The sequence below is a fragment of the Pedobacter sp. GW456-11-11-14-TSB4 genome (genome assembly GCF_059424425.1).
On the sequence record NZ_JBWKZK010000001.1, the window covers coordinates 1,152,158 to 1,177,359 of the forward strand.

The following is a 25,202-nucleotide window of genomic DNA, read 5'->3' on the forward strand; positions in this document are numbered from 1 at the left end:
TTTGTACCGAATATATCAGTTGGCAGTTTTTAGTTAAGAGTTGGCAAAATTCTAACAAATTTACACTCCAACAAATTAAGAAATGAATAAAAAGAAAATAATAAACGACCCTGTTTATGGGTTCATCAGTATACCTTCTGCCTTAATTTATGACTTGATATCGCATCCATACTTTCAGCGATTGAGGTACATTAAGCAGCTAGGTATGACCCATTTGGTTTATCCAGGAGCTTTACATACAAGATTTCATCATGCTATTGGAGCAATGCACTTAATGAGTTTAGCTATTGAAGTACTCAGAAGCAAAGGGCATGAAATAAGTTTGCAAGAAGAGGAAGCCGCCACTATAGCAATTTTACTACATGACATTGGTCATGGGCCATTTTCTCATGCATTGGAGCATACACTAGTCAACGGAATTAAACACGAAGACATTTCTATGCTGATGATGGATAAATTGAACGATGAATTTGATGGCCGTTTAACTCCTGCGATTACTATTTTTAGAGGTAAATATCACCGTAATTTCTTTTGCCAACTCATTTCTGGGCAGCTTGATTTAGACAGGATGGATTACCTAAATCGCGATAGCTTTTTTACCGGTGTAAGCGAAGGTGTAATTAGTTTCGATCGGATCATTAAAATGTTTAACGTTGTTGATGACCAGTTGGTAATTGAAGAGAAGGGAATTTACTCTATCGAGAAGTTTTTAATAGCCAGAAGATTAATGTACTGGCAAGTTTATTTACATAAAACAGTTATAGCTGGCGAGCAGTTGTTGGTTAAAATTTTAGAGCGAGCAAAAGAACTGGCCTCGGGCGGAGAAAAACTTTTTGCAACCCCTGCTTTGCAACATTTTTTGCAAAATGACATAACCGAATTGAATTTTTTTGAGGATGAATATCATTTGTTGCAATTTTCTAAATTAGATGATCAAGATATTTATGCGTCGGTAAAAGTGTGGGAAAATCATGATGACCACATCTTGTGTCGCTTATGCAAAATGTTAAACAGCAGAAGCTTATATAAAGTTGAGATTACAAATGCAGAACCACCGGCAGATAGGATAGAAAGGTTAGCAACACAAACTGCATTAGCATTAAATCTTGATGAAGATGATGTTTCTTATTTTGTGTTTACTGATACCATAAGAAACAGGGCATATAATGCGGGCAATAGCAACATTAATATTTTAATGAAAAATAATGATTTAGTAGATATTGCAAAAGCGTCTGATTTGTCTAACTTAGAATCGCTTGATAAAACTGTTAAGAAACATATTCTCTGTTATACACGAGATATTTAGCATTATTTAACAAAATTTTTAGCGATTAGTAACGTTAACAGTCTTATTCTTGCAACGAATATTAACAATGTTGTTTATTTGTTCATATCAATTTAACATTTAACTTTGTAGGATGCAATTTACTGCCAAGCAGATAAGCGAGTTTTTAAACGGAACCATTTTGGGAGACGATACTGTAAAAGTAGGCGAACTTTCAAAAATTGAAGACGGAGTGCCAGGTTCTTTATGCTTTTTGTCGAACCCTAAGTATGAGAATTACCTGTACACAACAAATGCTTCTGTAGTAATTGTATCAGATACTTTTGAACCTACACAAGCCATAAAAAGCACCTTAATTAAGGTTAAAGATCCTTATAGCGCATTTTCTGTTTTATTAGAAAAATACAACCAAGCCTTAAATCAAGATTTAACTAAGGAAGGGATAGACCAACCATGTTTCATCCACCCAACAGTAAAAATTGGTAAAAATGTTTTTATTGGCGCTTTTTGCAATATCGAAGAAAATGTAGTTATTGGTGATAATTGTAAAATTTTTACTCAAATTTTTATTGGTAGAGATAGTGTAGTTGGGAGTGATTGTACCATTAATCCAGGGGTAAAAATTTATAACCGCACACATATTGGTAGCCGTGTTACTATACATGCAAATACAGTAATTGGTAGCGATGGTTTTGGTTTTGCACCACAAGCAGATGGCACTTACAATAAAATAGCTCAAATTGGTAACGTTATAATTGAGGATGATGTAGAAATTGGAGCAAATACAACAATTGATAGAGCAACTATGGGCTCTACTTACATTAGAAAAGGGGCAAAACTAGATAATTTAATACAAATTGCCCATAATGTAGATGTTGGCGCTCACGCGGTAGTTGCCGCACAAACAGGAATATCAGGTAGTACTAAGCTTGGCGAAAGATCTGTAATTGGTGGGCAAGTAGGTATTGCCGGCCACTTGGTTTTAGGAAAAGGCACCCAAATTGGTGCTCAAGCGGGTATTAACTTTAATACTGAAGAAAATAAACAGTGGCATGGTAGCCCTGCACAACCATTAAAAGAATGGATGCGAAGTACGGTTATTTTTAAAAAATTGCCAGAAGTGGATAGAAGAATTAGAGAATTAGAAGCTAAAATCGCTGAATTAACCTCCATCATAACACAGATTAGCACATTACAAGAAAAGAATGAACGTTAAACAAAAGACTATTAGAAGTGAGGTTTCTGTTAAAGGTGTAGGTTTACACACAGGGGCAAATGTTACTTTAACATTTTGTCCTGCTCCAGATAATCATGGGTTTAAATTTCAAAGAACAGACTTACCAGGAGAACCAATTATTGATGCAGATTGCGATAATGTAACCGATACTGCTCGTGGAACTACAATTTCTCAAAACGGTGCAAGTGTTAGCACAGTAGAGCATGTAATGGCTTCGCTAGTTGGTATGGATTTAGACAATGTGCTTTTAAAACTTGATGGTCCGGAGACACCAATAATGGATGGAAGCTCAATTTTGTTTATCGAAGCTTTAGAATCAGTTGGTGTTATTGCTCAAGAAACAGATAGAGAATATTTTACCATTCCACATAATATTACTTATACAGAGGTTGATAGAAAGGTAGAGATTGTGGCAATGCCGCTTGATGACTATCGTTTCACTTGTATGATAGACTATAACTCGCCCGTGTTAGGAAGTCAACATGCCGGTATATCAAGCATAGCCGAATTTAAGAAAGAGATTGCCTCATGCCGCACATTCTGCTTTTTGCATGAGTTAGAATATCAATTACAAAATAATTTAATAAAAGGTGGCGATTTGAATAACGCCATTGTAATTGTTGATAAAGAAGTAACTAAAACCGAATTAGAACATTTAGCCAAAATTTTCAACAGATCTGCTATCGAGGTTGCCCCACAAGGCATCTTAAATAACATGGAGCTCCGTTACCAAAACGAACCAGCTCGCCATAAGTTATTAGATATGATTGGCGATCTGGCTTTAGTTGGCGTTCACTTAAAAGGTCATATTATGGCGGCAAGACCTGGTCATGCGGCTAACGTTGCTTTTGCTAAAAAAATAAAAGCAGCTATTAAAAAAGAAAAAGGCAAAAAAATACAAAAGGTGTATGATGCTAATGCAAAACCTTTGTATGATGTGGTTCAGATTATGGATATTTTGCCTCACAGACAACCATTTTTGTTTGTAGATAAAGTATTAGAGCTTTCAAAAACACATGTGGTTGGCGTTAAAAACGTAACCATGAATGAAGACTTCTTTAGAGGCCACTTTCCTGGTGCGCCTGTAATGCCTGGTGTAATTCAAATAGAAGCCATGGCTCAAGTTGGCGGCATTTTGGTGTTAAGTACAGTTCCTGATCCACAAAATTATTTAACTTATTTCTTAAAAATAGATAATGTGCGTTTTAGGGCGCAAGTTTTGCCAGGAGATACTATAATTTTCAGATGTGATTTAATGGAACCAATACGCAGAGGTATAGCGCAAATGAAAGGTATTGGCATGGTAGGAGAGAAAATAGTAGTTGAAGCCGAAATGATGGCTCAAATTTCGAGAGTTAAAGAAACAGCATAATGATACAACCATTAGCATATATACACCCACAAGCAAAAATTGCAGATAACGTTGTAGTTGAGCCTTTTGCTGTAATACACAAAGACGTAGAAATTGGCGAAGGAACCTGGGTGGGCTCTAACGTTGTAATTATGGATGGGGCAAGAATTGGTAAAAATTGCCGAATTTTCCCTGGTTCTGTAATTTCTGGTGTGCCACAAGATTTAAAATTTGCTGGCGAAGTTACCACTGCCGAAATTGGCGACAATACCACCATTCGTGAGTGTGTTACCATAAACCGCGGTACCAAAGATAAATGGAAAACCGTAATTGGTAAAAATTGCTTAATCCAAGCATACTCGCACATTGCACATGACTGCGAAGTAGGAGATTTCTGTATATTTTCTAACAGCACAACTTTAGCTGGCCACATTACCATTGGCGATTACGTGGTTTTAGCTGGTTTGGTAGCCATACATCAATTTGTAAAGGTTGGCTCTCACGCTTTTGTAACTGGCGGATCATTGGTTCGTAAAGACGTTCCTCCGTATGTTAAGGCTGCAAGAGAACCGCTTTCTTATGTAGGTATCAATTCTGTTGGTTTACGTAGAAGAGGTTTCTCACCAGAAAAAATTAACGAAATACAAGAAATCTATAGAGTTTTGTTTGTAAAAAATAACAACGTTACTAAAGCTTTAGACATTATCGAAGCTGAATTTCAGCCAACCGAAATACGTGATGAAATTGTAGATTTTATTCGCAATTCTAACCGTGGTGTAATGAGAGGTTTTGGTACCGGCAGTAAGGAAAGATAATTCCCCTTGCCCCCAAAGGGGAAAATAAGCAAGGTTGAGGGCTGAAGGAGAGCCGTTCTCACATCTCATATCTCACATCTCAATACTAAAAATGGAAGTTACCCTAAATAACGTTGGCAGAAGGTTTAACAAAGAATGGATCTTTAAAAATATCGATTTCAATTTTACCAATGCTAACAAGTATGCTATTTTAGGGCCAAATGGTTCTGGTAAATCAACTTTGTTAAGTATAATTTTAGGAAGTTTATCTCCATCTGAAGGAGAAATTAATTATAACAACAGCCAACCAGTAAGGGTTGAAGAGATCTATCAATACATCAGCTTTGCTGCTCCTTATTTAGATTTAGTAGAAGAGTTTACCTTACAGGAGACTATCGATTTCCATTTTCAGTTTAAAGCTTACGCAAGCGGATTAAACGCTCAAAAGGTTTTAGACCTGCTCGGACTAAAAAAAGCGCAAGATAAAGCGTTAAAACACTTTTCATCGGGGATGAAACAGCGCACCAAACTTGCCTTAGCTTGTTGTGCTAATACACCAATCTTAATTTTAGATGAACCAACATCTAACCTAGACGAGCAAGGAATAGCCTGGTATCTAGCTTTGGTTGAGCAGTATGCATCAGAAAAAATGATTATTGTAGGCTCAAACCAAGAGCATGAATACGCTTTTTGTGAGCATAAGTTAAACATCTCTGCTTATAAATAGAATTTTAGAAAAACAAAGTCAAAGCTTCGTGGCAGTTTTTATCCCGCTTTTGCTGCAATCTTTTTTGTGGGTATACGATAGTCATCCGATGAATGTTAGCGTTTGTACAATATTCATCGGATGATTAAATAGGAAAATAAAAAAGTTTTTCGCGTCAATCGGGTTTAATTAACAAAATGTGGTAGTTCTTTTGGCAGTTTGCAGCCCACCATAGTTGCATAAGCCTTGCAATTTAAACGGGATTGAAATGTAAATACTTTTTGTATATGGCGCTTAAAACTTACGAAGTCTACTATCGGTCTTAAAAAAAATACTTCGTAAGTTTCAGCAGTAGGACAAAAAGATTGTAATGAAAAGCCCGACTAACTCTTGATCTTAGCGCCATCAATGCTTTTCAAATTATTAATTTTTGCGTCATTTTTGCCAATTCGTTATAAAAATTTCGGCTAAAAACCACGCTATTTCAGTTTAAAACAAGCTGTAAAAAATATTTTTATTTTGCTATTGTTTTATTAGAAAATAGTTCGCACCTTTGCGCCATCAAATAGGGGGTTAATTATTAACGTTATTTGATAAAGAAAAACGCAAAATTTATCAATACAAAAAGTAGCGTTTATAGATTAGTAAAATAAAAATTTTCATAGTTTAGTTTTAGGTTTAGGTTGATTGTAGCTTCGGAGTGGTTCCCGAAGCTATCTTTTTTTACAGCTATTTTTAAATTTTTTTTTACCTTGCGCCTTCAAAATCAGACCATACATAAATAGTGATTTTTAACATATCATGGCAAAAGCATCAGAAATAAAAGTGGGTAACATCTTACGTGTAAACGGAGAGTTGGTTACTGTTGAAGAGTGGAATCACCGTACACCAGGTAAAGGCGGTGCATTTTACACAGGCAAATTTCGTAACATTAAAACTTCTAGATTGGTAGAAGCTCGTATGAATACAGACGAGGTTGTAGAAATTTGTAGAGTAGAAACTAATGATTATCAGTACTTATATGAAGATGGTGATTATCTAGTAGTGATGGATAATACTTCTTTTGAGCAATTTAATGTGCCTAAAACTTTATTCGGTACTTCTATTAAGTTTTTAAAAGAAGGAATGAGCATTTTGGTTGCTATGGAGAGTGAAGAGCCTATACAGGCAAGTTTGCCGAACTTTGTAGAAATGGAAGTGGTTTATTCTGAACCTGCAGTTAAAGGTGATACCTCTACAAATGCGCTAAAAGCAGCTACGGTAGAAAATGAAGTAGAGGTTAAAGTTCCTTTATTTGTAAACCAAGGCGATAAAATTAAAATCGATACGCGTACAGGTGAGTATGTGGAGCGTGTAAAATAGGATCAGGATTGGAGGATTTTCAAAATTTTTTAATCCAAAAATTTGTTAAATCATATTGATGGCTTTGGATTAATTCCAAAGCCATTTTTGTAGTTTATCACCTGTGGCCGGTCATTCTGACTTGTGCCGATTTTACATCGGTAGCGTATCCAAAGATTAAATTAGTCTTCGCCATGCTCAGACTGACATGGAGTTTAAGTAAATTTGTATATGCTAAAATCAGAACTAAGAAAACAAGCTTTAGCGCAAAGAAAGTGTTTAAGTGAAGAGCAAGCTGCGTTACTTAGCAAAGCTCTTTTAGTAGGTTTTAAAATGCTTGATTTAAGCAATATTAATGTTATACATGTCTTTCTTCCTATCCTGCGGCACAACGAGCCAAATACATTCTTAATTATTGATTGGCTGCAAGCAAATCATCCTGACATCAAAATTGTTGTGCCTAAGGCAGATTTTGAAACCCATACCATGAGTAATTATGTTTTTAATAGCTTGGCAGACTTAAAAAACAACCATTATGGTATTCCAGAGCCTCAACATTCTTTAGAGTTTGAGGGTATTCCAGATATGGTTTTGGTACCATTATTGACTTTTGATCAAAAAGGTTATAGAGTAGGGTATGGTAAGGGTTTTTATGATCGTTTTTTGCAAAACATGCATACCCAAAAAATTGGATTATCATTTTTTGAACCCGTAGCACAAATTAATGATGTACATTTGAATGATATCCGTTTGGATAAATGCATCACACCAAATAAAATCTATAGTTTTGTTTAGTTGCAGGTCTCAAATCTCAAATCTCATATCTCAAATCTCAAGAAATGGAAAAAGAATTTAAAATTACTTCAGCAAAACATTACGAAGAAACGATGATCACCATTTTTGAGTTGCAAGAGCAAGAAGAGCCATTAACCAAAGCGCAAGAAGCAGAAATTGAAATTATGCTTAAGGCAGCGGATAAATACGAGGCAGAAGAGCTTTAACAAAATCACTTACCAAATAAGCAATCGTTTTTCCTGTTTTGCTGTCTTTTCTGCCATATGCTAATTCGGTGGCACCTTCGCAAATGTGTAAATAGCTGTAATTCTTAGTATTCGACATTAAAATTTTTCGAATATCATTTAAAGCAAAACCAGAAGAAGTTTGCGCACTTGATAAAACATTTTCAATGCTATCTAAATCAATTTCTAAGCCACATGGCTCTTGTAAATTAGCCGTAAACTCGGTAAAATCTTCTACAACAGATTTTTGGCTTTGCAACAAATCTTCAAAGTAAAAAGCTGTTAAATTGGGTTTTGTTGCCAATTCACCAGGTAAATTTTGGTTTATGTAGTTTTGTTGTAAACCAAATATTTGATATTGATTTAAATATCCGCTTGCTATCGCTGTACTAAAACCATTGCCACTATGTCTGCCTTCTGCTGGGTTTCTTAAATCTGCATGAGCATCAATATTAACAACGTTCATTTTTTTATTGCCATTAGCCATAGAGGCTCCCGCAATAATCGGGAAGACATTGTTATGTCCGCCGCCAATTACAATAGGTATTTTGCCTGCGCTAACAATTTTTTGGATGATAGGATAAACCAATGCATCAATTTGATTAACTTTTTTTCTCAATCCTGTTAAACTTGTATCTGTTGGCTCATCAATTTCAAAATGGCCTAATACTAAAATTTCATCACCCACTAAAAATGGGTTGCTTTGCATATTAAGCAATGATTTTAAAGTTGCATCCCAAGCTGTTTTTGCGCCTGCGATACCTAAATTTGCACGAACACCAATATCTTCAGGGATACCCAAAAGCACGAATTTTGCGGTTGAATTGAATATGTCATCGATGCCGGCTGCTATTAAAACCTTTTCGCCCAATTTCGTTTCTCCGGCCCGTTGATTAACCAAATTCGAAACATCGCCTTGCGTATAAATTGTAAAGCTATCCATTGTAAATTTCTCCATTTAAAATAACCGTTTCTATTTGGCTTTGGCCGAAACTATAAGGTAGAAAAGCTAATGAAGGCATAGGTTTGGTAATAAACAAATTTGCTTTTTTGCCAATGGCGATGCTTCCTATTTCATTACTCATTTCCATGGCTGCTGCTCCATTTAAAGTGGCTGCGTTAATGGCTTCTTGCGGTAGTAATTTGAGTTTAATACAGCCTAATGAAACCACAAAATTCATATTTCCGGATGGAGTAGAACCCGGGTTAAAATCTGTAGCCAAAGCCACTTTTGCGTTGGCATTGATTAAACCACGAGCATTTGCAAATGGAATACCTAAGTAAAATGAGCAAGAAGGTAAAAGCGTGGCAATAGTTTCGCTTTGCGATAAACTCGTTAAAACATCCTGATCGGTTTCTTCCAGATGATCTACAGAAACAGCTTCGTGTTTAATGCCAATTTGTACGCCACCAGAAACCGAAAGTTGGTTGGCATGTATTTTTGGTTTTAATCCATATTTCGCAGCAGCGGATAAAATTTCATCCGTTTCTTCGACTGAAAAAAATCCTTTTTCGCAAAAAACATCGATGTAATCAGCTAATTTTTCTTCGGCAGTTGCCGGAAGCATTTCATTGATAATTAAATCGATATAAGCTTGATGGTTATTTTTAAACTCGGCCGGATAGGCATGAGCTGCTAATAAAGTTGCTTTTATTGGGATAGGGAATGTAGCTTTTAATCTTTTGATCACCCTGAGCATTTTCAATTCACTTTCGAGTGTTAAGCCATAACCACTTTTAATTTCTACCGCTCCTGTTCCCTGTTTAATCATGTCTGCTAAACGTAAACTGGCACTTTCAAAAAGTTCATCTTCTGTAGCTAATTGTAGTTTTCGGGCAGAATTTAAAATGCCACCGCCAGCTGCGGCAATATCTTCGTAGGTTTTACCAGCAATTTTCATTACAAATTCTTCTTCTCGTGGTGCAGCAAAAACAATGTGCGTATGGCTATCGCACCAAGAAGGGAAAACGAAACGGCCTTCAGCCGAGATATGAGAGCTGAGATTTGAGAGGTTAGACGGCATTTCGCTCATCAAACCAAAATCTTTAATTAATCCATCGGCTAATAACAACCATGCATTTTCTAACACAGGCAAATTAGCCATTTCACTACCGCGAAGACTTAATTTCTCTTTTGGATGTACGCCTACAAGGCCTTTAATGTTGGTGATGAGCATGGTATTATTTTAAACACTTCAATGTCTTTTTCAAATGGATATTGATGCTTTATTCTATTTCAAGCAACACCGGACAATGATCAGAATGCAAAGCATCTGGTAAAATTCTTACATTTTTTAATCGGCTTTCCATTGGTCGGCTTACCAAATGGTAATCGATACGCCAGCCTAAGTTTTTGACTCTAGCACCAGCTCTGTAACTCCACCAGGTGTAATGATGTGGATCTTTATTAAAATGCCTGAAACTATCTATAAAACCGTTGTTCATAAACAATTCCATCCATTCTCTTTCTTCTGGTAAGAAACCAGATGAATTGGCATTTGATTTTGGATTATGAATATCTATCGCCTGATGGCAAATGTTGTAATCTCCAGAAATGATCAAGTTTGGATTTTCTTTTCTAACCTCATCAATATACACATCAAAAAAGCGCATAAATTCATATTTTTTGATTTGTCTTTCATCGCCACTAGAACCAGATGGAAGGTAAACGCTCATTAATGAGAAATCATCAAAATCTGCTCTTAAAATTCTGCCTTCAGCATCAATCCATTGTTCGCCACAGCCATAAGCTACATTGTTGGGCTTAACTTTGGTTAAGATGGCTACACCACTATATCCTTTTTTCTCAGCCGGAAACCAATAATGATGATAACCCAATTGTTCAATTAGGGCGATGATTTCTGGAATTTGCGCTACTAAAGCTTTTACTTCTTGCAGGCAAATCATGTCAGCATCGGTTGCTTGTAACCATGTGAATAAACCTTTTGTAGCTGCGGCACGAATGCCGTTTACGTTATATGATATGATTTTCATTGTTTAGTATCAAGTAGTGAGTATCAAGAATAAAGATGAAACGAATAAGTTTTCTACTAAATCTTATCCTTTATCAGTTTTTTTTTTCAATTCTCTTTCTAATTTCCTAGCCTCTCTTTTCTTTAAAACTGTAACCGTCATTTTAACATCTTCTTTCGGCCTATTGGCGTTTCCTGTTGGCATAGCTGCAATGTTATCTACCATTTCCAAACCCTTAACTACTTCGCCATATACCGTGTAATTTCTGTCTAAATGTGGCGAACCTCCAATGGTTTTATAAACCTGTCTTTGCCATTCAGGGAGCTTAAATTTCAATCGCTTCTCTTCCGTAACATTCAAAGCAGAATCCGTCCAAACTTTACCTTGCACGATATAAAATTGAGTACTGCTTGATGCTTTTTCAGGATTATTATCTCTGGCCGCTGCCAAAACACCTTTTTTATGAAAGAGGCTATCTCTAAACTCAGCCGGAATAGTATATTTCAATCCGCCGCTACCTAATGAAGCATCTGGAGTAGTATTTTTCGAATCAGGATCACCGCCTTGAATCATAAATTCTTTAATCACCCTGTGAAAAATAGTGCCGTTATAAAAACCTTCCTTTGTTAACTTTAAAAAGTTATCACGATGTAAGGGCGTTTCGTTGTAGAGCTTAATAATTACTTCGCCTTTTGAAGTGGTAATTTTTACATATTGATTTTTAGGTTTTGCGGCAAAACTAACTACAAAACATAGGCTTAAAAGGAGAGTTAAAAGTTTTTTCATGCATAAAATGATTTAAGCTAAGGTATTTAAAAAATTAGAAATGATTGATAACAGTTAGCGCAAAAAGTGGTCTCATCTGTTAAAAACAGTTATAGAAAAGTTTCTTTTAAGCTGCAAGTGTGAGGGTTTATGTCATTTTACCATTTTTTAACAATCTAACAAACAGCATTGTAAAAATTTATCTCTAGCTTTGCTATAAATGAAGTTAAAACAAAAATTAGCCCTAGCACTTTGCACTTTCTACGCATTTAGCGTAATTGGCATTGCTTTGAGCATGCATTTTTGTGGTGGTAAATTGGCCGATGTTGCGCTTTATGCCAACAAAACTTCTTGTAAATATTGTAAAGCCGAACCGGTTGACAAAAAAGACGATGGTTGCTGTAAAAACACCAATGTAGAGGTAAAAGTAAAAGACAGTCATCATGCAGAAGCATCTGTAAAACTTCCAAAACTATTTAGTTTAGAAACTTTTCTTCCATCTCGCATTGTTAGCTTTTTAAAGCCGTTTTTTCCAAAATACTTTGGTAGTTCGGTTAATAAAGCACCACCCCGAACATCAACTATCTCACTGCAGATTTTAAACTGCGTTTTCAGAAATTAGGATTTTTCATCTGATCTACCATCAGCTCAATAGCTTTTGGTTGATTTTTTATTTCCCCAATGGGAGATATCACTATAGCTAAAGATTTAACATGTTGGCGAGAACGCTAGCGAAAAATCTTCGCTCTGGCTTCCTCGCCTACGCTAAGCTTAACAATAACTTTACTATTTAAAAAAATCAAGATGAAAACGACTAAAATCATATTCAGTTTTTTGATGCTTTTTGTAATCAATAAAGCATCTGCACAACAAATTACTTCGGCAGAAATGCAAGTAACAGGATTAACCTGCTCAATGTGTTCTCAAGCTACCGAAAAATCGCTTAGAACATTACCATATGTTACGGATGTTAAACCAGATTTAAACAGAAATCTTTTTGTAATCACTTTTAAAAAGGATCAAGCGGTAAGTTTCGACCAATTGAACAAAAAAGTTAAAGATGCTGGCTTTTCTGTTGGAAAGTTAGAAGCTACAGTTAACTTTAATCAAACCAAGGTTGATGCCAACGGACAAGCAGTTGTAGGACCAAACGTTTATCGCTTTGCAAATGCAAAAGACAAAGTGTTAAATGGCCCAACAAAGGTGAATGTGATAGATAAAAACTTTGTTTCTAACAGTGTATTTAAACAAAGAGCCAGTACAGTCAAATTCGATTCGTATGCTACAGGCACAGGTGTAGTAAACGGAAAAAAGATAAGGATTTACCACTTGAGCATTTAAGATGTTTAAGCGAATATTGTTAATTGCGCTAATCGGTTTTAGTGCAATATCGGTTACAGTAGCTCAAGAATTGTACGTTTTTACCGAACCAGCAAGCAATATGCCAGCAAAATCAATTGGCGTTAGGTTAACAAACGAAGGTATGTTTCAACCTACATTTACCAATAGAACGTTGGCAGAGTTGATGGTAGGTTTAAATAAAAACTTTATGTTTCATTTGCAAGGTTTCATGTCTGATATGGATGGGAAATATCGTGTGGAAGGAGGGAGTATTTATGCCAAGTATCGGTTTCTGTCTTTAGATGAAGCGCAAAGTCATTTACGGGCTGCGGCTTTTGCAAGGGTGAGCACCAGCAACAGAAAATTTCCATCGAATGATATTAATTTAGAAGGCGATAATTCTGGTTGGCAAGGCGGAATTGTGGTTACGCAATTGATCCATAAATTAGCTTTATCAGCAACAGTTGGTTACAGTAGTACATTTGATAAAAACGATTTTCGCCTTGATATCGATCCATTAATGATGTTGCATGGTTCGCCAACGAATAGCTTTTATCAGCCAGATGAAATGATCAGTTACAGTTTATCTTCGGGCTATTTGTTGTTGCCGTTTGTGTATAAAAACTACAATCAGCCTAACTTTAATTTGTATGTCGAGTTGCTAGGCAAAACAGATCCCGCTTATGGAAACTCTTACCTCGATATTGCTCCTGCTTTACAATTGATATTAAATAGCAGAACTAGAATAGATTTAGGTTACCGCTTTCAAGCAGCTGGAAATATGCCAAACAGATACCTGAAAAATATGTATTTGGCACGAGTAGAATTTAATTTTTTTAACGCATTAAAATAAAAATCATGAAAAAGAACTTAGTAATAATTGCAATGTTAATGGTATCGGCATTTGCCGCAAATGCACAAAGTATGGTGGCAAAAAGAGAATTTAACAACACTTTAAAAACCTACTTTGAAGCTAAAAACGCATTAGCAAAAGACAATGCAATACAAGCTAGCGAAAGTGTAAGATCATTAATTAAAAATATTGATGAATTTCCGGTTAAGACTTTGACTGAAAGCCAACAAACTTTATGGAAAACAGAATCTGAAACGATTAAAAAAGCTGCCTTGGCGATATCAACTGAAAAAGCAATTAAAGTACAACGCAACAGCTTTTGGCCGCTATCATCAGCTATGCTAAAATTGGCTAAAGAGTTTAAGTTAAACAATGCTGATGTTTATGTGCAGTATTGTCCAATGGCTAAAAAGAGTTGGCTTAATGAAATAGAAGCGGTACAAAATCCATTTTATGGTAGCATGATGTACGATTGTGGTGAAGTAACCGAAACTATCGCTAAGAAATAAGATGAAATTGTATATCAAAAATATGGTATGCGATAGATGTAAAATGGTGGTTAAAACTGAGTTGCAAAAACTTGGTTTTAACCCTGTTTCCGTAAAGTTAGGGGAGGTTGATTTGGCAAATAATGAATTTGACACTTCAGGCCAGGAGCAACTAGCAGCAACCCTAAAACAATTTGGTTTTGAATTGTTAACAGACAAAAAACAACAATTAACAGCACAAATTAAAGCATTTATTGTAGAGTTGGTTCATTATAACGACAACGAGTTGCAAGTTAATTTATCTACTTACTTAAGCAAACAACTTAATTTAGAATATGCTTATTTAAGTGGTGTTTTTTCTGAGGTTGAGCAGCAAACGGTAGAGAAATATTTTATTTTGCAAAAAATAGAGCGTGTTAAAGAATTACTTGCTTACGGAGAAAAATCACTAAGCGAGATTGCCTACGCATTAAATTATAGCAGCGTGGCACACTTATCATCGCAATTTAAAAAAGTTGCTGGAATTACGCCTAGTAAGTTTAAAACACTTAATAATATGGAGCGTAAAACCCTTGATGAACTCTAAAAACTCACCTATTTCTTATCATACATCAACAATTGTAAGGTCTGCTTGTTCTACTTTTGTATTATCCTTAAAATTAAAGATTATGAAAAAATTATTCCTATTTGTGCTGGCAACCAGCATTAGCATTGCAAGTTTAGCGCAAACTAAATGGACAACAGATCCGGCTCACTCATTTGTAAATTTCTCGGTTAAACATTCGGGAATTTCTTTTGTAGATGGTTCATTCAAAAAATTTGAAGGCACAATTGAGGCTAGCAAAGCAGATTTAACAGACGCTAAAATCAATTTTACAGTTGATGTTGCAAGTATTAACACTAGTGTTGAGATGCGTGATAACCACTTAAAATCTGATGATTTTTTTAGTGCCGCTAAATTTCCAAAAATGACTTTTGTAAGCACTTCTTTTAGTCAGAAGCCATTTAAGGGACCTAAGAAAACTACGAACATTTACTATTTAAAAGGTAAATTAACCATTAAAGATGTAACAAAAGATGTTATGTTTACTGTTGTTTATGGTGGTACTGCTAAAGATCAACAAGGTAATACAAAAGCTGGTTTTATGGCTACAACAACCATTAACCGTTTAGATTATAATATAAATTATGATCCAACAGGAGCAGGCATTGCAAAAGACATCAACATTACATTGAATTTGCAATTTGCACAAGCAAAGTAATAAAAATTAAACCCCATAGACACATAGGCCATTTTTCAAATATGATAGCTATGTGCCTATGTGGTAAAAAAATCTAAGTGATTTAAAATCGTGGCTACACTCAATCAATTCAAATCTTTTACATCAGCTTTGCCGCAAAGCGATATTATGCCTGCGCTTTTTATGGGCCATGGCTCGCCAATGAATGGGATTGAGGAGAATGAGTTTAGTGAAAAGTGGTATCAAATAGCACAAAATATTCCTACACCAAAAGCTGTATTGGTGGTTTCTGCCCATTGGTTTACTAATGGAACAAAAATTACAGCGATGGATTTTCCGCCCACTATTCATGATTTTGGTGGTTTTCCGCAGGCATTATTCGATGTGCAATATCCAGCTCCAGGCAACCCTGAGTTAGCAAAACATACCTCGGCTTTGGTTAAATCTACAAATATTATTTTAGACCACGATTGGGGATTAGATCATGGCGCATGGTCGGTGGTTAAAAATATGTATCCAAACGCCAATATTCCGGTTTTACAGTTAAGCATCGATTATACCAAAGGCGCTCAATATCATTATGATTTAGCTAAAGAAATATCCGCACTGCGCAAAAAAGGAGTTTTAATTTTAGGGAGTGGCAATATGGTACACAACCTAAGGATGATGAGCTGGGAAATGATTAATGGAGGCGGTTACGATTGGGCAATTGAAGCCAATGATAAGTTCAAAAAGGCAATCATAAACAAAAATCACGAAGCCTTAATTAATTACCAAGGTATGGGTAGCGATGTAATGTTAGGTATACCGACGCCAGAACATTATTTACCATTAATGTATACTTTAGGTTTGCAGGGCGATAATGAACAAGCTACCTTATTTAATGATAAAGCTGTTGGCGGTTCATTAACCATGACATCGGTACAGATTGGATAGATTTGAGTCTTCATCCCAAGAAATTGGAATCCTAAGCTTTTTACTAGAATAATCCTTCATCCGCATTACGATTACCAGTTGAGCTGGTAATGACGTTGATAACTAAAATTATGTAACTCTTTCCTAATATTATATAACATTAGCGCCTGCTAGCTGTTGTAATTTTGTCTTTCAATTTTACAACAATGACACATACATATCAAGTTACAGGCATGACCTGTTCTGGATGCGAAAATAAAGTTAAAGAAAGCCTAATTAACATTCCAGAAATTACTGCTGTAAATGTTTCTAAAGAAACTAATTCAGCCTATATAACAATGGATAAACACATCGGCTTAAATACTTTACAAGACGCAATTGGAGGAAAAGATGGCAAATACCAAATTTCTTCCGCATCACATGGTGAAATTTTGGAAGAAAAGTTGTCTTTTTTCGAAACTTACAAGCCAGTACTATTATTGTTTGCTTATGTTTTTGGCTTTTCTGCCATCGCCAGTTGGCAAAATGAAGGTTTAAATTGGATGGAATTTATGCGCTATTTTATGGCCGGGTTTTTTCTCTCCTTCTCCTTCTTTAAATTAATTAACCTAAAAGGATTTGCAGACAGTTATGCAATGTATGATGTTTTAGCAAAGAAAATTCCAGCTTGGGGATATATTTATGCTTTTGTAGAATTAGGGTTGGGGATTGCGTTTATGGTTAATTTTAATCCGTTTTTAACCAATTTAATCACTCTAATTGTGATGACTGTTAGTATTATTGGTGTTTTACAAAGTGTTTTAAATAAAAGAAAAATACAATGCGCTTGTTTGGGAGCAGTTTTTAACTTGCCAATGAGCACGCTAACTATAATTGAAGATTTATTAATGATTGCCATGAGTGCAACGATGTTAATTTTAATGTAATATGAAAAAGACTTTAATCATTTTATCCGCTGTTGCGGTATTATTTGCGGCATGTAACCAGCATGAGAAAACGCCTAACTCAAAAAATCATGAGGAGATGAAACACGGAGAAGCACAAACCGAAAACGTAATGATGCAAGCCATGGATAAGAGCATGATGGCCATGCATAAAGCTAAAATGACGGGAAATGCCGATTATGATTTTGCATCGATGATGATACCACACCATGAAGGAGCAGTTGAAATGGCAAAAGAAGTTGTTAAAAATGGCAGATCTCAAGAATTGATTGCCTTTTGTAATGGTGTAATTGCTGATCAGGAGAGAGAAATAGCAATACTTAAAGACTTTCTTAAAACAGCCAATCAGCAACCTTCAAAAGAGGTAGAAAAATTTAAACAAGCCTTAAACTCATCAATGGATCCTATGATGGAAGGCATGGCGAAGGCAAAACTAACGAACGATATAGATCAAGATTTTGTAGCTTTAATGATACCTCATCACCAAAGCGCAGTTGATATGGCAAAAGCATATTTACCCTACGCTGAGAATGAAAAAATTGAATTGTTGGCGCAACAGATTGTAAAAGCCCAAGAAAAAGAAATTAAATGGTTAAAAACACAATAGGCTATTTACTTCTTTGGTAAGGAAATTCTATTTTTTGCTTTTTGCCATTTATCTCGCCTTCAATCCAAGCTAGTAAAGTTTCTTTGCCCTTATTTTGATAAACAATTTGCTGAGGAAAATCATGTTCCTTATTCTCAAAAACAAAAGTGTTGTTGGTTGTAGAAATGAGTTTAAAATTTGTCTTTCCTTCATTGCCTTTTTCATAGCCATTAACACAGAAATGCCAAAAGCCACTTATCTTTTTTAACACGATAGTTTCTGTTAAAACGCTATCTCCTTTGGCATCGTATTTATGAGAACTGCCAGTTAAACTATCTTGGTGTTTTTGCCAGCGTTCTACAATTTTACCAGTTTTGGTTTTCATTTCCCAGCTTCCTGTTAAAAAAGAAAAAGCTTTTAGATTAGGTTTTTGTGCATTGGAAGAGAATTGCACTAAGACTAAAAGAATAATTAGGATAAAGTATTTTTTCATTTTAGCGTAGATTTAATATGTGCTAGATGATGTTTTCCATGCCAGGCATAATTGCCAACTAAATAGGCCAAGGTATATTCTTGCTTTGCTGTCGGATGATAATAAACTCTTTGAAAATCTTCGAAAGTCAAAGTTTTAAGCAGAGCAACCAAACGCTCGTGAATGGATTTTACAATTGCTATGGAAAGGTTAATCTCTCCAGTTTTTCCATCATGTAATTCTGCCCAGGCAACCTCATCATAAGGTCTAACTTCGGGTCTGTTTTCGGTTAATGTGAGTTTAACACGTGTGTAAGCATTAATATGGCTGTCTGCTAAATGATGGATCACTTGCCTAACTGTCCAGCCGCTTGGGCGGTAATGGTTTGCCAATTGAGCATCACTTAAACCCAAAGAAACAGTTGCTAATTCATTGGGAAGCATAGAGAGTTGATCAATCCATTCATCAAGTTGAAATTTGGTTATATTTTTTGGAGGATGATACACTCCAATCGGATATTTTAATTGCTCTAAATCTTGCATTCTACATAATCTTTTTCAACATTTTAAGCACCCATTCTTTACCTACATAAGGCGGATAAACCATATCGTTAAAATCTATGCCACGTTGAAACATTATGGCTCGCTCATGCGAAAAGTTTTTAAAACCATAAATGCCATGACTGCTACCCATACCGCTGCCATTAACACCGCCAAAAGGTAATTTTGGGTTACTGATGTGGATTAATACATCGTTTATACAAGTGCCGCCTGCGCTGGTGTTTTGTATTATAAATTTGACGTTTTTATCGCTATTGCTAAAAATGTATAAGGCCAAAGGCTTGCTTTTTGCATTAATTTGATCAATTACTTCCTGTAAATTTTTGTAGCTAATTAAAGGTAAAATTGGTCCAAAAATTTCTTCCTCCATTACTTTAACACCTTTTGGTATTTTACTTAGCAAAACTGGGTTAATGGTGTGATTTTTCTCATCAAAATCTCCACCAAAATCAATTCTTGCCCCTTTTTCAACAGCTTCATCAACTAAGCCTTTTAATCTCTCGTAATGTTTTTCGCTAATGATTTTTCCATAGGTCTGAGGATCAATTTTATCTGCTGATTTGAAGAACATTTTTGAGGCTGCTGCTTTATACAGCCCTATAAATTCATCAAGCTGTTGCTCATGCACAAAAACATAATCGGGAGCAATACAGGTTTGCCCGGCATTAACCAGTTTCCCCCATGCTATTTTTTCAGCTGCCTTTTGCAAATCAGCTTCGCTATCTATAATTGTTGGAGATTTGCCGCCTAACTCTAAAGTTACTGAGGTTAAATTTTTAGAAGCGGCTTCCATTACTACCTTACCAATTGCAGTGCTACCAGTAAAAAAGATATGATCAAATGGTAATTTAAGTAAAGCCGTAGAAACATCGGCATTGCCCTCAAAACAAGCAACTTCTTGTTCTTCAAAAACTTCGTTTATAATGCTGTGTACCACTTTACTTGTTGCCGAGCTTAACTCAGATGGTTTAACGATTACACAATTACCTGCTGCAATTGCCGAAACAAGAGGTCCGATTGTAAGCTGAAAAGGATAATTCCAAGGAGCAATAATTAAACAAACGCCTTTTGGCTCATAGTAAATCCTGTTTTTTGCAAATGGATTGCTTAAGGTTTTTCCTATTCGTTTTGGGCTCATCCAGCCCTTTAAATTTTTAATGGCATAATCAATTTCGCCATATGTAAAAATTAATTCTGTTACAGCGCTTTCAAAATTACTTTTACGCAAATCGCTTTGCAAAGCTTCGTAGATACTAGTTTCTTGTTTTTTAATTTCGGCTTTTAATGCATTCAATTTAGCTATTCGGTCTGCCGCGTTAGTTTTTCTTAGCGTATATTTGTAGGCTTGCTGAGCATTAAATGCAGCATTGATTTTTTGTTCCATAGTATGGAGAACTAATACATTCTATAATTGTTAAATATAGTTAAATTGGTGAAGTATTTTTTTACAAAACATCTAAAAAAAGCATATTGCGTATATCATCCTATAACCTAATCAAATGAAAAGAGTTTTGTTTTTTGTTTTTGCATTTCTATTAATCTTTAGGGAAGCAAATTCGCAAACATTAAGGCCAGGTGTTTTGGTAATTGGTAATGGTAATGCTGCTGCTGCTGCCGCAATTCAATCTGCAATATCTGGTGTAGAAACAACACTTTTACTCCAAGCGGGAGGGTTTGATATCTCACCAATTAATAATGACCTAAGTAGTGGTTTGCAAGCCATGTTTCTGCAGAAAATCCGCGATGCGAAAAATATAAAAGACAGTACACAAGTGGTAACTTTTGATAAAATGTTAGCCAATGAGGTGCTTAAAAAATGGACCGATAGTATAAAAAAGCTAACAGTTATTGGCAATGTTATGTGGGTTAAAGCTGATGGAGGCACAAATAGCGCTACTATTAAACTAAGTGATGGTAGAACAATTAAGCCCAGAGTTTTAATTAATCCTGCAGATGCAAAATTAAACGCAGCACTTAAAATTACTGCCGCCAATAATAAAAGCCCTGAAAAACTTGACTATGCAAATACCATTTATAGAACAAGTGTAGTGTCTGGAATGAATATAAATGGCACAACTGCCAATACTTTCTCATTGTACAGTCTTTTATTGGCAGAGAAGGATAATTTTGTATGGATAAATGATCCACAAAGCATGTTAATTGGGCAGGCAGCAGGTGCTACTGCAGCTTATGCAGCATTTTATAGTTTTAAAACATCAGCCTCTAATTTAAAAAAAATACAAGGTGAGTTGGTTGCTTATAAATTAAACCTCATGCCTTTTACTGATGTTAAACAAACAGATTCTAACTGGAAAGCAATTCAGTTTGTTGGGATAACAGGTGTTTTAAAAGCCAAAATTGCAAATGGCAATTTATTATTCGCTCCAGAAAAATTAATTACAACTGCAGAAATTAAACAACCGATAAAAGATGCACATTACAAAGCACAAATTTGGTTTGATGATTATAAAAGTGACATCATTACTATTGGCGCTGCAATGGAAATGATCAGTTATGTTGGCAACAAAGCATTAGAAGCCATGAAAAAGGATATTCCGAAAAAATGGAAAACCAGTTACCATTTTAAAACGGAGTTTGATGCTGGTAGGCAAATTAATAGACGAGAATTTGCAGTGCTTTTGCAAGAATATATGCCCCCTTTTAACGTTACAATAGATAAAACTGGTAAGATAATCAGATAATCTTAACATAAGCTCTTCAAAAAAACTTGCCTTTGTTTTTGAATTAAAAACCGTAGAGCTTAATTTTTAATATGATTCATCTTCAAACTCTCTGCTTTCTATTCTTTAACCATGTAACATTTGTAAAACCTTGTAAGGCGTTAGATTATGTAAATGCTTTTTTCTATAAATTGCACACATAACCTAAACAAAATGAAGAAACTATACCTTTTTAAATTGTTCTTCTTGTTTTTGATGGGCAATGTTTTGGCTCAAAATCAGCAAGATTACAGCAATAACGCAACCCTAGCACAAAGAGTTAAAGCACTTTCGTCAAAATACCCTCAATTGGTAAAAAGTAAAACTTTAACGCAAACTGTTGGTGGCAAAGAAATTTTAATGCTAACTATTGGTACCGGTAAAACCGAAGATAAACCTGCTATTGTTGTAGTTGGTGGTGTTGATGGTAAACATCTTTTAGGTGTTGAAATGGCCATCGGCTTTGCCGAAAAATTATTGGCATCATCTACTGTTGATAGTGTTAAAACCTTGTTGAGTAAGCAAACTTTCTATGTTTTTCCTAACATGAGCCCAGATGCTACTGAACAATATTTTGCTAAAGTAAAAGCAGAGCTAAGTGTTAATGCTACAAAAACAGATGATGATAGAGATGGAAAAGAAAACGAGGATGGAACAGAAGATTTAAATGGTGATGGTAAGATTACTTGGATGAGAATTGCCAATCCGACCGGAAAATATAAATTGAATACAGATGATCCAAGATCTTTATTAATGGCCGATGCGAGCAAAGGCGAAAATGGAAAATATATTCTATTATCTGAAGGAATTGACAACGACAAAGATGGTGAGTTTAATGAAGATGGCGATGGCGGTGTAGCTTTTAACAAAAATTCGAGCTACAACTTTAAACCTTTTGTTGCTGGTGCTGGCGAATATGCAGTTTCTGAAAAGGAAAATAGAGCATTGTTCGATTGGCTTTTTGATGCTTTTAATGTTTATGCAGTGGTAACTTTCGGCCCAACAAATAACCTATCAGCGCCAGTTTCTTTTAATCCTCAAGCCATCAGCAAGAGGATAATTACAGGCTGGTTTGAAGCAGATGCAAAAGCGAACGCTTTGGTTTCTGAAAGATATAACAAAATCACTAAAACTAAAGACGCTCCTAAAACAGTCGCAGAAAGTGGCGATTTTTCTCAATGGGGTTATTTTCATTATGGAAGATTAAGTTTCAGTACACCAGGTTGGTGGGTGCCAAAAGTGGCTCCAGACACGGCTCGTAAAGAAAAGAAATTTGTTAACGAAGATCCTGTTGCTAATTATTTACGTTGGGCAGCTGCACAAGGAATAACTAATACATTTACACCGTGGAAAGCGATTAATCATCCAGATTTTCCAGGTCAAACCGTAGAAGTTGGCGGTTTAGATCCTTTTGTATTGATTAATCCCCCTTATAAAATGGTTGATGGTATAGTAGCAAAACACACAGACTTTGTTTTAGGTTTAGCAAAAATGGCTCCTGAATTAGAGCTAATAAATGTTAAAACAGAAAAAGTAGCCGATGGCTTAACTCGTATTACTTTAAATGTAATGAATGGTGGTGATTTGCCAACCTACACCAAAATTGGCGATAGAAGTTATTTCCTTAAAAAGATTGTGGTAAAAGTTAATTCAAATGCTAATCAAACTTTTGTTAGCGGTCGTAAAACACAAGTTTTAGAAAGTATAGAAGGTAAAGGTTATAAAGAATTAACATGGTTGATAAAAGGCAGCGGTAAAATTACCATTCAAGCTGGCAGCACAACTACCGGAAGTAAATCAGTTGAGGTAATACTATAAAATCAGAAACACAATGAGAAAAAATATAATTCTTCTGGCTGCAATGATTTTGTTTGTCGGAACACTAAAAGCCCAAAAACCCGAAAATATACTTGCTGCGGTAGGTACGCCACCAAATCCAAAAGTGCAGGTTAGTTGGAACCGTTACAATGATTATGCTGCAATAACTGATATTTGCAAAAGACTTGCGGCAGCTCATCCAAACTTGGTTAAAATCGAATCGATGGGCAAATCATTCCAAGGAAAAGACCTTTGGGTGATGACAATTACCGATACCAAAGTAGGCAGTGCCGATAAAAAGCCAGCTATGTATATTGATGGGAACATTCACTCTAATGAAATTCAAGGAAGTGAATTTGCTTTGTATACTGCATGGTATTTAGCAGAAATGTACGCTGCAGGTAACCAATCAATCATGTCTTTACTGGCGGATAAAACTTTTTATATCGCCCCAACAATTAATCCTGATGCGAGGGATAATTTTATCCATCAGGCAAACACCGCACACTCACCTCGAACGGGTTTAATTCCGATAGATAATGATAGAGATGGCGCAACAAACGAAGATGGTTTCGACGATTTAGATGGAGATGGACAAATTGTAATGATGCGTCGTAAAAGTTCGACAGGTCGTTTTAAAGTTGACCCTACAGATAACCGTAGAATGATCATGGTGAGTGGCGAAGAAAAAGGAGAATATGAATTGCTAGGTTCAGAAGGGATAGATAATGATGGAGATGGTTTTGTTAATGAAGATGGCGAAGGTGCTTATGATCCAAACCGCGATTGGGGTTGGAATTGGCAACCAAATTATATTCAAGGCGGTGCTTATAAATATCCGTTTTCGTTACCAGAAAACAGATCGATTGTAGATTTTGTAATGAAACACCCAAACATCGCGGCAGCACAATCTTACCACAACAATGGTGGTATGATTTTACGTGGACCCGGTGCGATTGAAGATGTGGATACTTATAATGCTTTAGACATTAGAGTTTATGATGCATTAGGTAAAAAAGGCGAAGAAATGTTGCCGGGCTATAAATACTTAGTTGTTTACAAAGATTTATATTCTGTTTTTGGTGGTGAGTTAGACTGGTTTTACGGCGGAAGAGGCATTTATACCTTCTCTAACGAATTGTGGACTGGCTATTCAATGTATAACAAAACAGATGGCGAAGATAGTCAAACGCAATTATATACATTTGATAAGGATTTGCTAATGAAAGATGCTTTTGTCGATTGGCATTCTTACAAACATCCTACCTATGGAGATATTGAAATAGGAGGGTTTAAGAAAACGTATACCCGCTTACACCCTGGGTTTTTGCTAGAAAGCGATGCGCATCGTAACATGGCTTTCAGTGTTTATCATGCATACAATACGCCAAAGCTTTCTGTTGGCGAAATTGAAGTTAAAGACATTGGCGGAGGATTAAATCAGGTAACTGCAATCGTTAACAACGAACGAATGATCCCGACGCATTCTAGTCAGGATGTGAAGAACAATATTGAAATACCTGATATCATCTCATTAAATGGTGGACAGGTTGTTGCTGGCATGATAGTTACTAATAGAGATATGAATTTTACTGTTGAACAAAAATTAGATCCAACAAATATTAAAGTTCAAAATATTCCTGGTAATTCTTTTGTAACCGTTCGGTGGATTGTAAAAGGCGGAAATAAATTCACCGTAAATGTAAGCAGTAAAAAAGGCGGGTTAGCCAGTAAATCTAATTAACGAATAAAAATCGTCATTTCGATTGAGCGCAACGACGAGAAATCTGTAG

The 25,202-nt window shown here is 35.7% G+C and carries 27 protein-coding genes; 20 read left to right on the top strand and 7 right to left on the bottom strand.

What is annotated here, in order from left to right; translation table 11 throughout:
• Nucleotides 1-82 precede the first annotated feature (82 nt).
• From AC07XU_RS05155 to AC07XU_RS05190, 8 genes are all read left to right on the top strand, one after another.
• Nucleotides 83-1,306, top strand: coding sequence for an HD domain-containing protein (locus AC07XU_RS05155; protein ID WP_494942548.1), 1,224 nt, complete (start codon nt 83-85; stop codon nt 1,304-1,306).
• A 112-nt stretch (nt 1,307-1,418) separates the two neighbouring features.
• Nucleotides 1,419-2,501, top strand: coding sequence for a UDP-3-O-(3-hydroxymyristoyl)glucosamine N-acyltransferase (gene lpxD / locus AC07XU_RS05160; protein ID WP_494942549.1), 1,083 nt, complete (start codon nt 1,419-1,421; stop codon nt 2,499-2,501).
• Nucleotides 2,491-3,894 (top strand): bifunctional UDP-3-O-[3-hydroxymyristoyl] N-acetylglucosamine deacetylase/3-hydroxyacyl-ACP dehydratase, encoded by a 1,404-nt coding sequence (locus AC07XU_RS05165; RefSeq protein ID WP_494942550.1) that lies wholly within the window; start codon nt 2,491-2,493, stop codon nt 3,892-3,894. Before lpxD ends, AC07XU_RS05165 begins: the two co-directional genes overlap by 11 nt.
• A complete protein-coding gene (lpxA, locus tag AC07XU_RS05170) occupies nt 3,894-4,688 on the top strand; it encodes an acyl-ACP--UDP-N-acetylglucosamine O-acyltransferase (RefSeq protein ID WP_494942551.1) in 795 nt (264 codons plus the stop codon). Before AC07XU_RS05165 ends, lpxA begins: the two co-directional genes overlap by 1 nt.
• Before the next feature lie 91 nt (nt 4,689-4,779).
• Nucleotides 4,780-5,394, top strand: coding sequence for an ABC transporter ATP-binding protein (locus AC07XU_RS05175; protein ID WP_494942552.1), 615 nt, complete (start codon nt 4,780-4,782; stop codon nt 5,392-5,394).
• A gap of 780 nt (nt 5,395-6,174) precedes the next feature.
• A complete protein-coding gene (gene efp / locus AC07XU_RS05180) occupies nt 6,175-6,735 on the top strand; it encodes an elongation factor P (protein WP_494942553.1) in 561 nt (186 codons plus the stop codon).
• A gap of 210 nt (nt 6,736-6,945) precedes the next feature.
• The gene (locus tag AC07XU_RS05185) at nt 6,946-7,509 is read left to right on the top strand and encodes a 5-formyltetrahydrofolate cyclo-ligase (protein ID WP_494942554.1); all 564 of its coding nucleotides are present in this window, start codon (nt 6,946-6,948) and stop codon (nt 7,507-7,509) included.
• Nucleotides 7,510-7,553: 44 nt separating this feature from the next.
• Nucleotides 7,554-7,715 (top strand): hypothetical protein, encoded by a 162-nt coding sequence (locus AC07XU_RS05190; protein ID WP_169304993.1) that lies wholly within the window; start codon nt 7,554-7,556, stop codon nt 7,713-7,715.
• On the opposite strand, the gene AC07XU_RS05195 is transcribed toward AC07XU_RS05190, so the two are convergent.
• The 4 genes from AC07XU_RS05195 to AC07XU_RS05210 form a co-directional block, all read right to left on the bottom strand.
• Complete coding sequence (locus AC07XU_RS05195) at nt 7,678-8,691, bottom strand: formimidoylglutamase (protein WP_494942555.1); 1,014 nt, start codon at nt 8,689-8,691, stop codon at nt 7,678-7,680. The genes AC07XU_RS05190 and AC07XU_RS05195 overlap by 38 nt on opposite strands.
• On the bottom strand, nt 8,669-9,910 hold the full coding sequence (hutI, locus tag AC07XU_RS05200; RefSeq protein ID WP_494942556.1) for an imidazolonepropionase: 1,242 nt from the start codon (nt 9,908-9,910) through the stop codon (nt 8,669-8,671). Before hutI ends, AC07XU_RS05195 begins: the two co-directional genes overlap by 23 nt.
• 49 nt (nt 9,911-9,959) lie before the next feature.
• Nucleotides 9,960-10,727: an exodeoxyribonuclease III gene (locus AC07XU_RS05205; protein ID WP_494942557.1), complete on the bottom strand. Its 768-nt coding sequence runs from the start codon at nt 10,725-10,727 to the stop codon at nt 9,960-9,962.
• Nucleotides 10,728-10,790: 63 nt separating this feature from the next.
• Nucleotides 10,791-11,492 (bottom strand): peptidylprolyl isomerase, encoded by a 702-nt coding sequence (locus tag AC07XU_RS05210; protein WP_494942558.1) that lies wholly within the window; start codon nt 11,490-11,492, stop codon nt 10,791-10,793.
• A gap of 199 nt (nt 11,493-11,691) precedes the next feature.
• On the opposite strand from AC07XU_RS05210, the gene AC07XU_RS05215 reads away from it, so the two are divergent.
• The 9 genes from AC07XU_RS05215 to AC07XU_RS05255 all read left to right on the top strand — a co-directional run bounded on the left by AC07XU_RS05215 (nt 11,692) and on the right by AC07XU_RS05255 (nt 17,860).
• The gene (locus AC07XU_RS05215; RefSeq protein WP_494942559.1) at nt 11,692-12,093 is read left to right on the top strand and encodes an HYC_CC_PP family protein; all 402 of its coding nucleotides are present in this window, start codon (nt 11,692-11,694) and stop codon (nt 12,091-12,093) included.
• 182 nt (nt 12,094-12,275) lie between these two features.
• Nucleotides 12,276-12,812, top strand: a complete 537-nt coding sequence (locus AC07XU_RS05220; protein WP_494942560.1) for a heavy-metal-associated domain-containing protein — start codon at nt 12,276-12,278, stop codon at nt 12,810-12,812.
• A gap of 1 nt (nt 12,813) precedes the next feature.
• The gene (locus AC07XU_RS05225) at nt 12,814-13,665 is read left to right on the top strand and encodes a hypothetical protein (RefSeq protein ID WP_494942561.1); all 852 of its coding nucleotides are present in this window, start codon (nt 12,814-12,816) and stop codon (nt 13,663-13,665) included.
• A gap of 5 nt (nt 13,666-13,670) precedes the next feature.
• On the top strand, nt 13,671-14,174 hold the full coding sequence (locus tag AC07XU_RS05230; RefSeq protein WP_494942562.1) for a DUF3347 domain-containing protein: 504 nt from the start codon (nt 13,671-13,673) through the stop codon (nt 14,172-14,174).
• A 1-nt stretch (nt 14,175) separates the two neighbouring features.
• On the top strand, nt 14,176-14,739 hold the full coding sequence (locus tag AC07XU_RS05235; protein WP_494942563.1) for a helix-turn-helix domain-containing protein: 564 nt from the start codon (nt 14,176-14,178) through the stop codon (nt 14,737-14,739).
• Nucleotides 14,740-14,821: 82 nt separating this feature from the next.
• A complete protein-coding gene (locus tag AC07XU_RS05240) occupies nt 14,822-15,415 on the top strand; it encodes a YceI family protein (RefSeq protein ID WP_494942564.1) in 594 nt (197 codons plus the stop codon).
• Nucleotides 15,416-15,505: 90 nt separating this feature from the next.
• Nucleotides 15,506-16,330: a 4,5-DOPA-extradiol-dioxygenase gene (gene ygiD, locus AC07XU_RS05245; RefSeq protein ID WP_494942565.1), complete on the top strand. Its 825-nt coding sequence runs from the start codon at nt 15,506-15,508 to the stop codon at nt 16,328-16,330.
• Between the two features lie 185 nt (nt 16,331-16,515).
• Complete coding sequence (locus AC07XU_RS05250; protein ID WP_494942566.1) at nt 16,516-17,235, top strand: heavy-metal-associated domain-containing protein; 720 nt, start codon at nt 16,516-16,518, stop codon at nt 17,233-17,235.
• A gap of 1 nt (nt 17,236) precedes the next feature.
• Nucleotides 17,237-17,860 (top strand): DUF305 domain-containing protein, encoded by a 624-nt coding sequence (locus AC07XU_RS05255; RefSeq protein ID WP_494942567.1) that lies wholly within the window; start codon nt 17,237-17,239, stop codon nt 17,858-17,860.
• A 1-nt stretch (nt 17,861) separates the two neighbouring features.
• Here AC07XU_RS05255 and AC07XU_RS05260 read toward each other — a convergent pair whose 3' ends face one another.
• The 3 genes from AC07XU_RS05260 to AC07XU_RS05270 are packed head-to-tail and all read right to left on the bottom strand — an operon-like array spanning nt 17,862 to nt 20,255.
• A complete protein-coding gene (locus AC07XU_RS05260) occupies nt 17,862-18,332 on the bottom strand; it encodes a DUF6265 family protein (protein ID WP_494942568.1) in 471 nt (156 codons plus the stop codon).
• On the bottom strand, nt 18,329-18,853 hold the full coding sequence (locus tag AC07XU_RS05265) for a YfiT family bacillithiol transferase (protein ID WP_494942569.1): 525 nt from the start codon (nt 18,851-18,853) through the stop codon (nt 18,329-18,331). The genes AC07XU_RS05260 and AC07XU_RS05265 overlap by 4 nt, the downstream gene beginning before the upstream one ends.
• Before the next feature lies 1 nt (nt 18,854).
• Nucleotides 18,855-20,255 carry an aldehyde dehydrogenase family protein gene (locus tag AC07XU_RS05270; RefSeq protein ID WP_494942570.1) on the bottom strand — a complete coding sequence of 467 codons (1,401 nt, stop codon included), beginning with the start codon at nt 20,253-20,255 and terminating at the stop codon, nt 18,855-18,857.
• 115 nt (nt 20,256-20,370) lie between these two features.
• On the opposite strand from AC07XU_RS05270, the gene AC07XU_RS05275 reads away from it, so the two are divergent.
• The 3 genes from AC07XU_RS05275 to AC07XU_RS05285 all read left to right on the top strand — a co-directional run bounded on the left by AC07XU_RS05275 (nt 20,371) and on the right by AC07XU_RS05285 (nt 25,153).
• Nucleotides 20,371-21,573 carry a hypothetical protein gene (locus AC07XU_RS05275; RefSeq protein WP_494942571.1) on the top strand — a complete coding sequence of 401 codons (1,203 nt, stop codon included), beginning with the start codon at nt 20,371-20,373 and terminating at the stop codon, nt 21,571-21,573.
• A gap of 192 nt (nt 21,574-21,765) precedes the next feature.
• The gene (locus AC07XU_RS05280) at nt 21,766-23,409 is read left to right on the top strand and encodes a M14 family metallopeptidase (protein ID WP_494942572.1); all 1,644 of its coding nucleotides are present in this window, start codon (nt 21,766-21,768) and stop codon (nt 23,407-23,409) included.
• A 13-nt stretch (nt 23,410-23,422) separates the two neighbouring features.
• A complete protein-coding gene (locus AC07XU_RS05285; protein ID WP_494942573.1) occupies nt 23,423-25,153 on the top strand; it encodes a M14 family zinc carboxypeptidase in 1,731 nt (576 codons plus the stop codon).
• Nucleotides 25,154-25,202 lie beyond the last annotated feature (49 nt).

Excerpts from the sequence above, each read along its gene's own strand:
- AC07XU_RS05275 (WP_494942571.1), top strand. The coding sequence starts at position 20,371 with ATGAAAAGAGTTTTGTTTTTTGTTTTTGCATTTCTATTAATCTTTAGG.
- lpxD (WP_494942549.1), top strand. The coding sequence starts at position 1,419 with ATGCAATTTACTGCCAAGCAGATAAGCGAGTTTTTAAACGGAACCATT.
- AC07XU_RS05165 (WP_494942550.1), top strand. The coding sequence starts at position 2,491 with ATGAACGTTAAACAAAAGACTATTAGAAGTGAGGTTTCTGTTAAAGGT.
- AC07XU_RS05175 (WP_494942552.1), top strand. The coding sequence starts at position 4,780 with ATGGAAGTTACCCTAAATAACGTTGGCAGAAGGTTTAACAAAGAATGG.
- AC07XU_RS05265 (WP_494942569.1), bottom strand. The coding sequence starts at position 18,853 with ATGCAAGATTTAGAGCAATTAAAATATCCGATTGGAGTGTATCATCCT.
- AC07XU_RS05250 (WP_494942566.1), top strand. The coding sequence starts at position 16,516 with ATGACACATACATATCAAGTTACAGGCATGACCTGTTCTGGATGCGAA.
- AC07XU_RS05230 (WP_494942562.1), top strand. The coding sequence starts at position 13,671 with ATGAAAAAGAACTTAGTAATAATTGCAATGTTAATGGTATCGGCATTT.
- AC07XU_RS05225 (WP_494942561.1), top strand. The coding sequence starts at position 12,814 with ATGTTTAAGCGAATATTGTTAATTGCGCTAATCGGTTTTAGTGCAATA.
- hutI (WP_494942556.1), bottom strand. The coding sequence starts at position 9,910 with ATGCTCATCACCAACATTAAAGGCCTTGTAGGCGTACATCCAAAAGAG.
- AC07XU_RS05190 (WP_169304993.1), top strand. The coding sequence starts at position 7,554 with ATGGAAAAAGAATTTAAAATTACTTCAGCAAAACATTACGAAGAAACG.
- AC07XU_RS05240 (WP_494942564.1), top strand. The coding sequence starts at position 14,822 with ATGAAAAAATTATTCCTATTTGTGCTGGCAACCAGCATTAGCATTGCA.
- AC07XU_RS05195 (WP_494942555.1), bottom strand. The coding sequence starts at position 8,691 with ATGGAGAAATTTACAATGGATAGCTTTACAATTTATACGCAAGGCGAT.
- lpxA (WP_494942551.1), top strand. The coding sequence starts at position 3,894 with ATGATACAACCATTAGCATATATACACCCACAAGCAAAAATTGCAGAT.
- AC07XU_RS05215 (WP_494942559.1), top strand. The coding sequence starts at position 11,692 with ATGAAGTTAAAACAAAAATTAGCCCTAGCACTTTGCACTTTCTACGCA.
- AC07XU_RS05205 (WP_494942557.1), bottom strand. The coding sequence starts at position 10,727 with ATGAAAATCATATCATATAACGTAAACGGCATTCGTGCCGCAGCTACA.
- AC07XU_RS05210 (WP_494942558.1), bottom strand. The coding sequence starts at position 11,492 with ATGAAAAAACTTTTAACTCTCCTTTTAAGCCTATGTTTTGTAGTTAGT.
- AC07XU_RS05285 (WP_494942573.1), top strand. The coding sequence starts at position 23,423 with ATGAGAAAAAATATAATTCTTCTGGCTGCAATGATTTTGTTTGTCGGA.
- efp (WP_494942553.1), top strand. The coding sequence starts at position 6,175 with ATGGCAAAAGCATCAGAAATAAAAGTGGGTAACATCTTACGTGTAAAC.
- AC07XU_RS05280 (WP_494942572.1), top strand. The coding sequence starts at position 21,766 with ATGAAGAAACTATACCTTTTTAAATTGTTCTTCTTGTTTTTGATGGGC.
- AC07XU_RS05260 (WP_494942568.1), bottom strand. The coding sequence starts at position 18,332 with ATGAAAAAATACTTTATCCTAATTATTCTTTTAGTCTTAGTGCAATTC.
- AC07XU_RS05255 (WP_494942567.1), top strand. The coding sequence starts at position 17,237 with ATGAAAAAGACTTTAATCATTTTATCCGCTGTTGCGGTATTATTTGCG.
- AC07XU_RS05185 (WP_494942554.1), top strand. The coding sequence starts at position 6,946 with ATGCTAAAATCAGAACTAAGAAAACAAGCTTTAGCGCAAAGAAAGTGT.
- AC07XU_RS05235 (WP_494942563.1), top strand. The coding sequence starts at position 14,176 with ATGAAATTGTATATCAAAAATATGGTATGCGATAGATGTAAAATGGTG.
- AC07XU_RS05155 (WP_494942548.1), top strand. The coding sequence starts at position 83 with ATGAATAAAAAGAAAATAATAAACGACCCTGTTTATGGGTTCATCAGT.
- AC07XU_RS05220 (WP_494942560.1), top strand. The coding sequence starts at position 12,276 with ATGAAAACGACTAAAATCATATTCAGTTTTTTGATGCTTTTTGTAATC.
- AC07XU_RS05270 (WP_494942570.1), bottom strand. The coding sequence starts at position 20,255 with ATGGAACAAAAAATCAATGCTGCATTTAATGCTCAGCAAGCCTACAAA.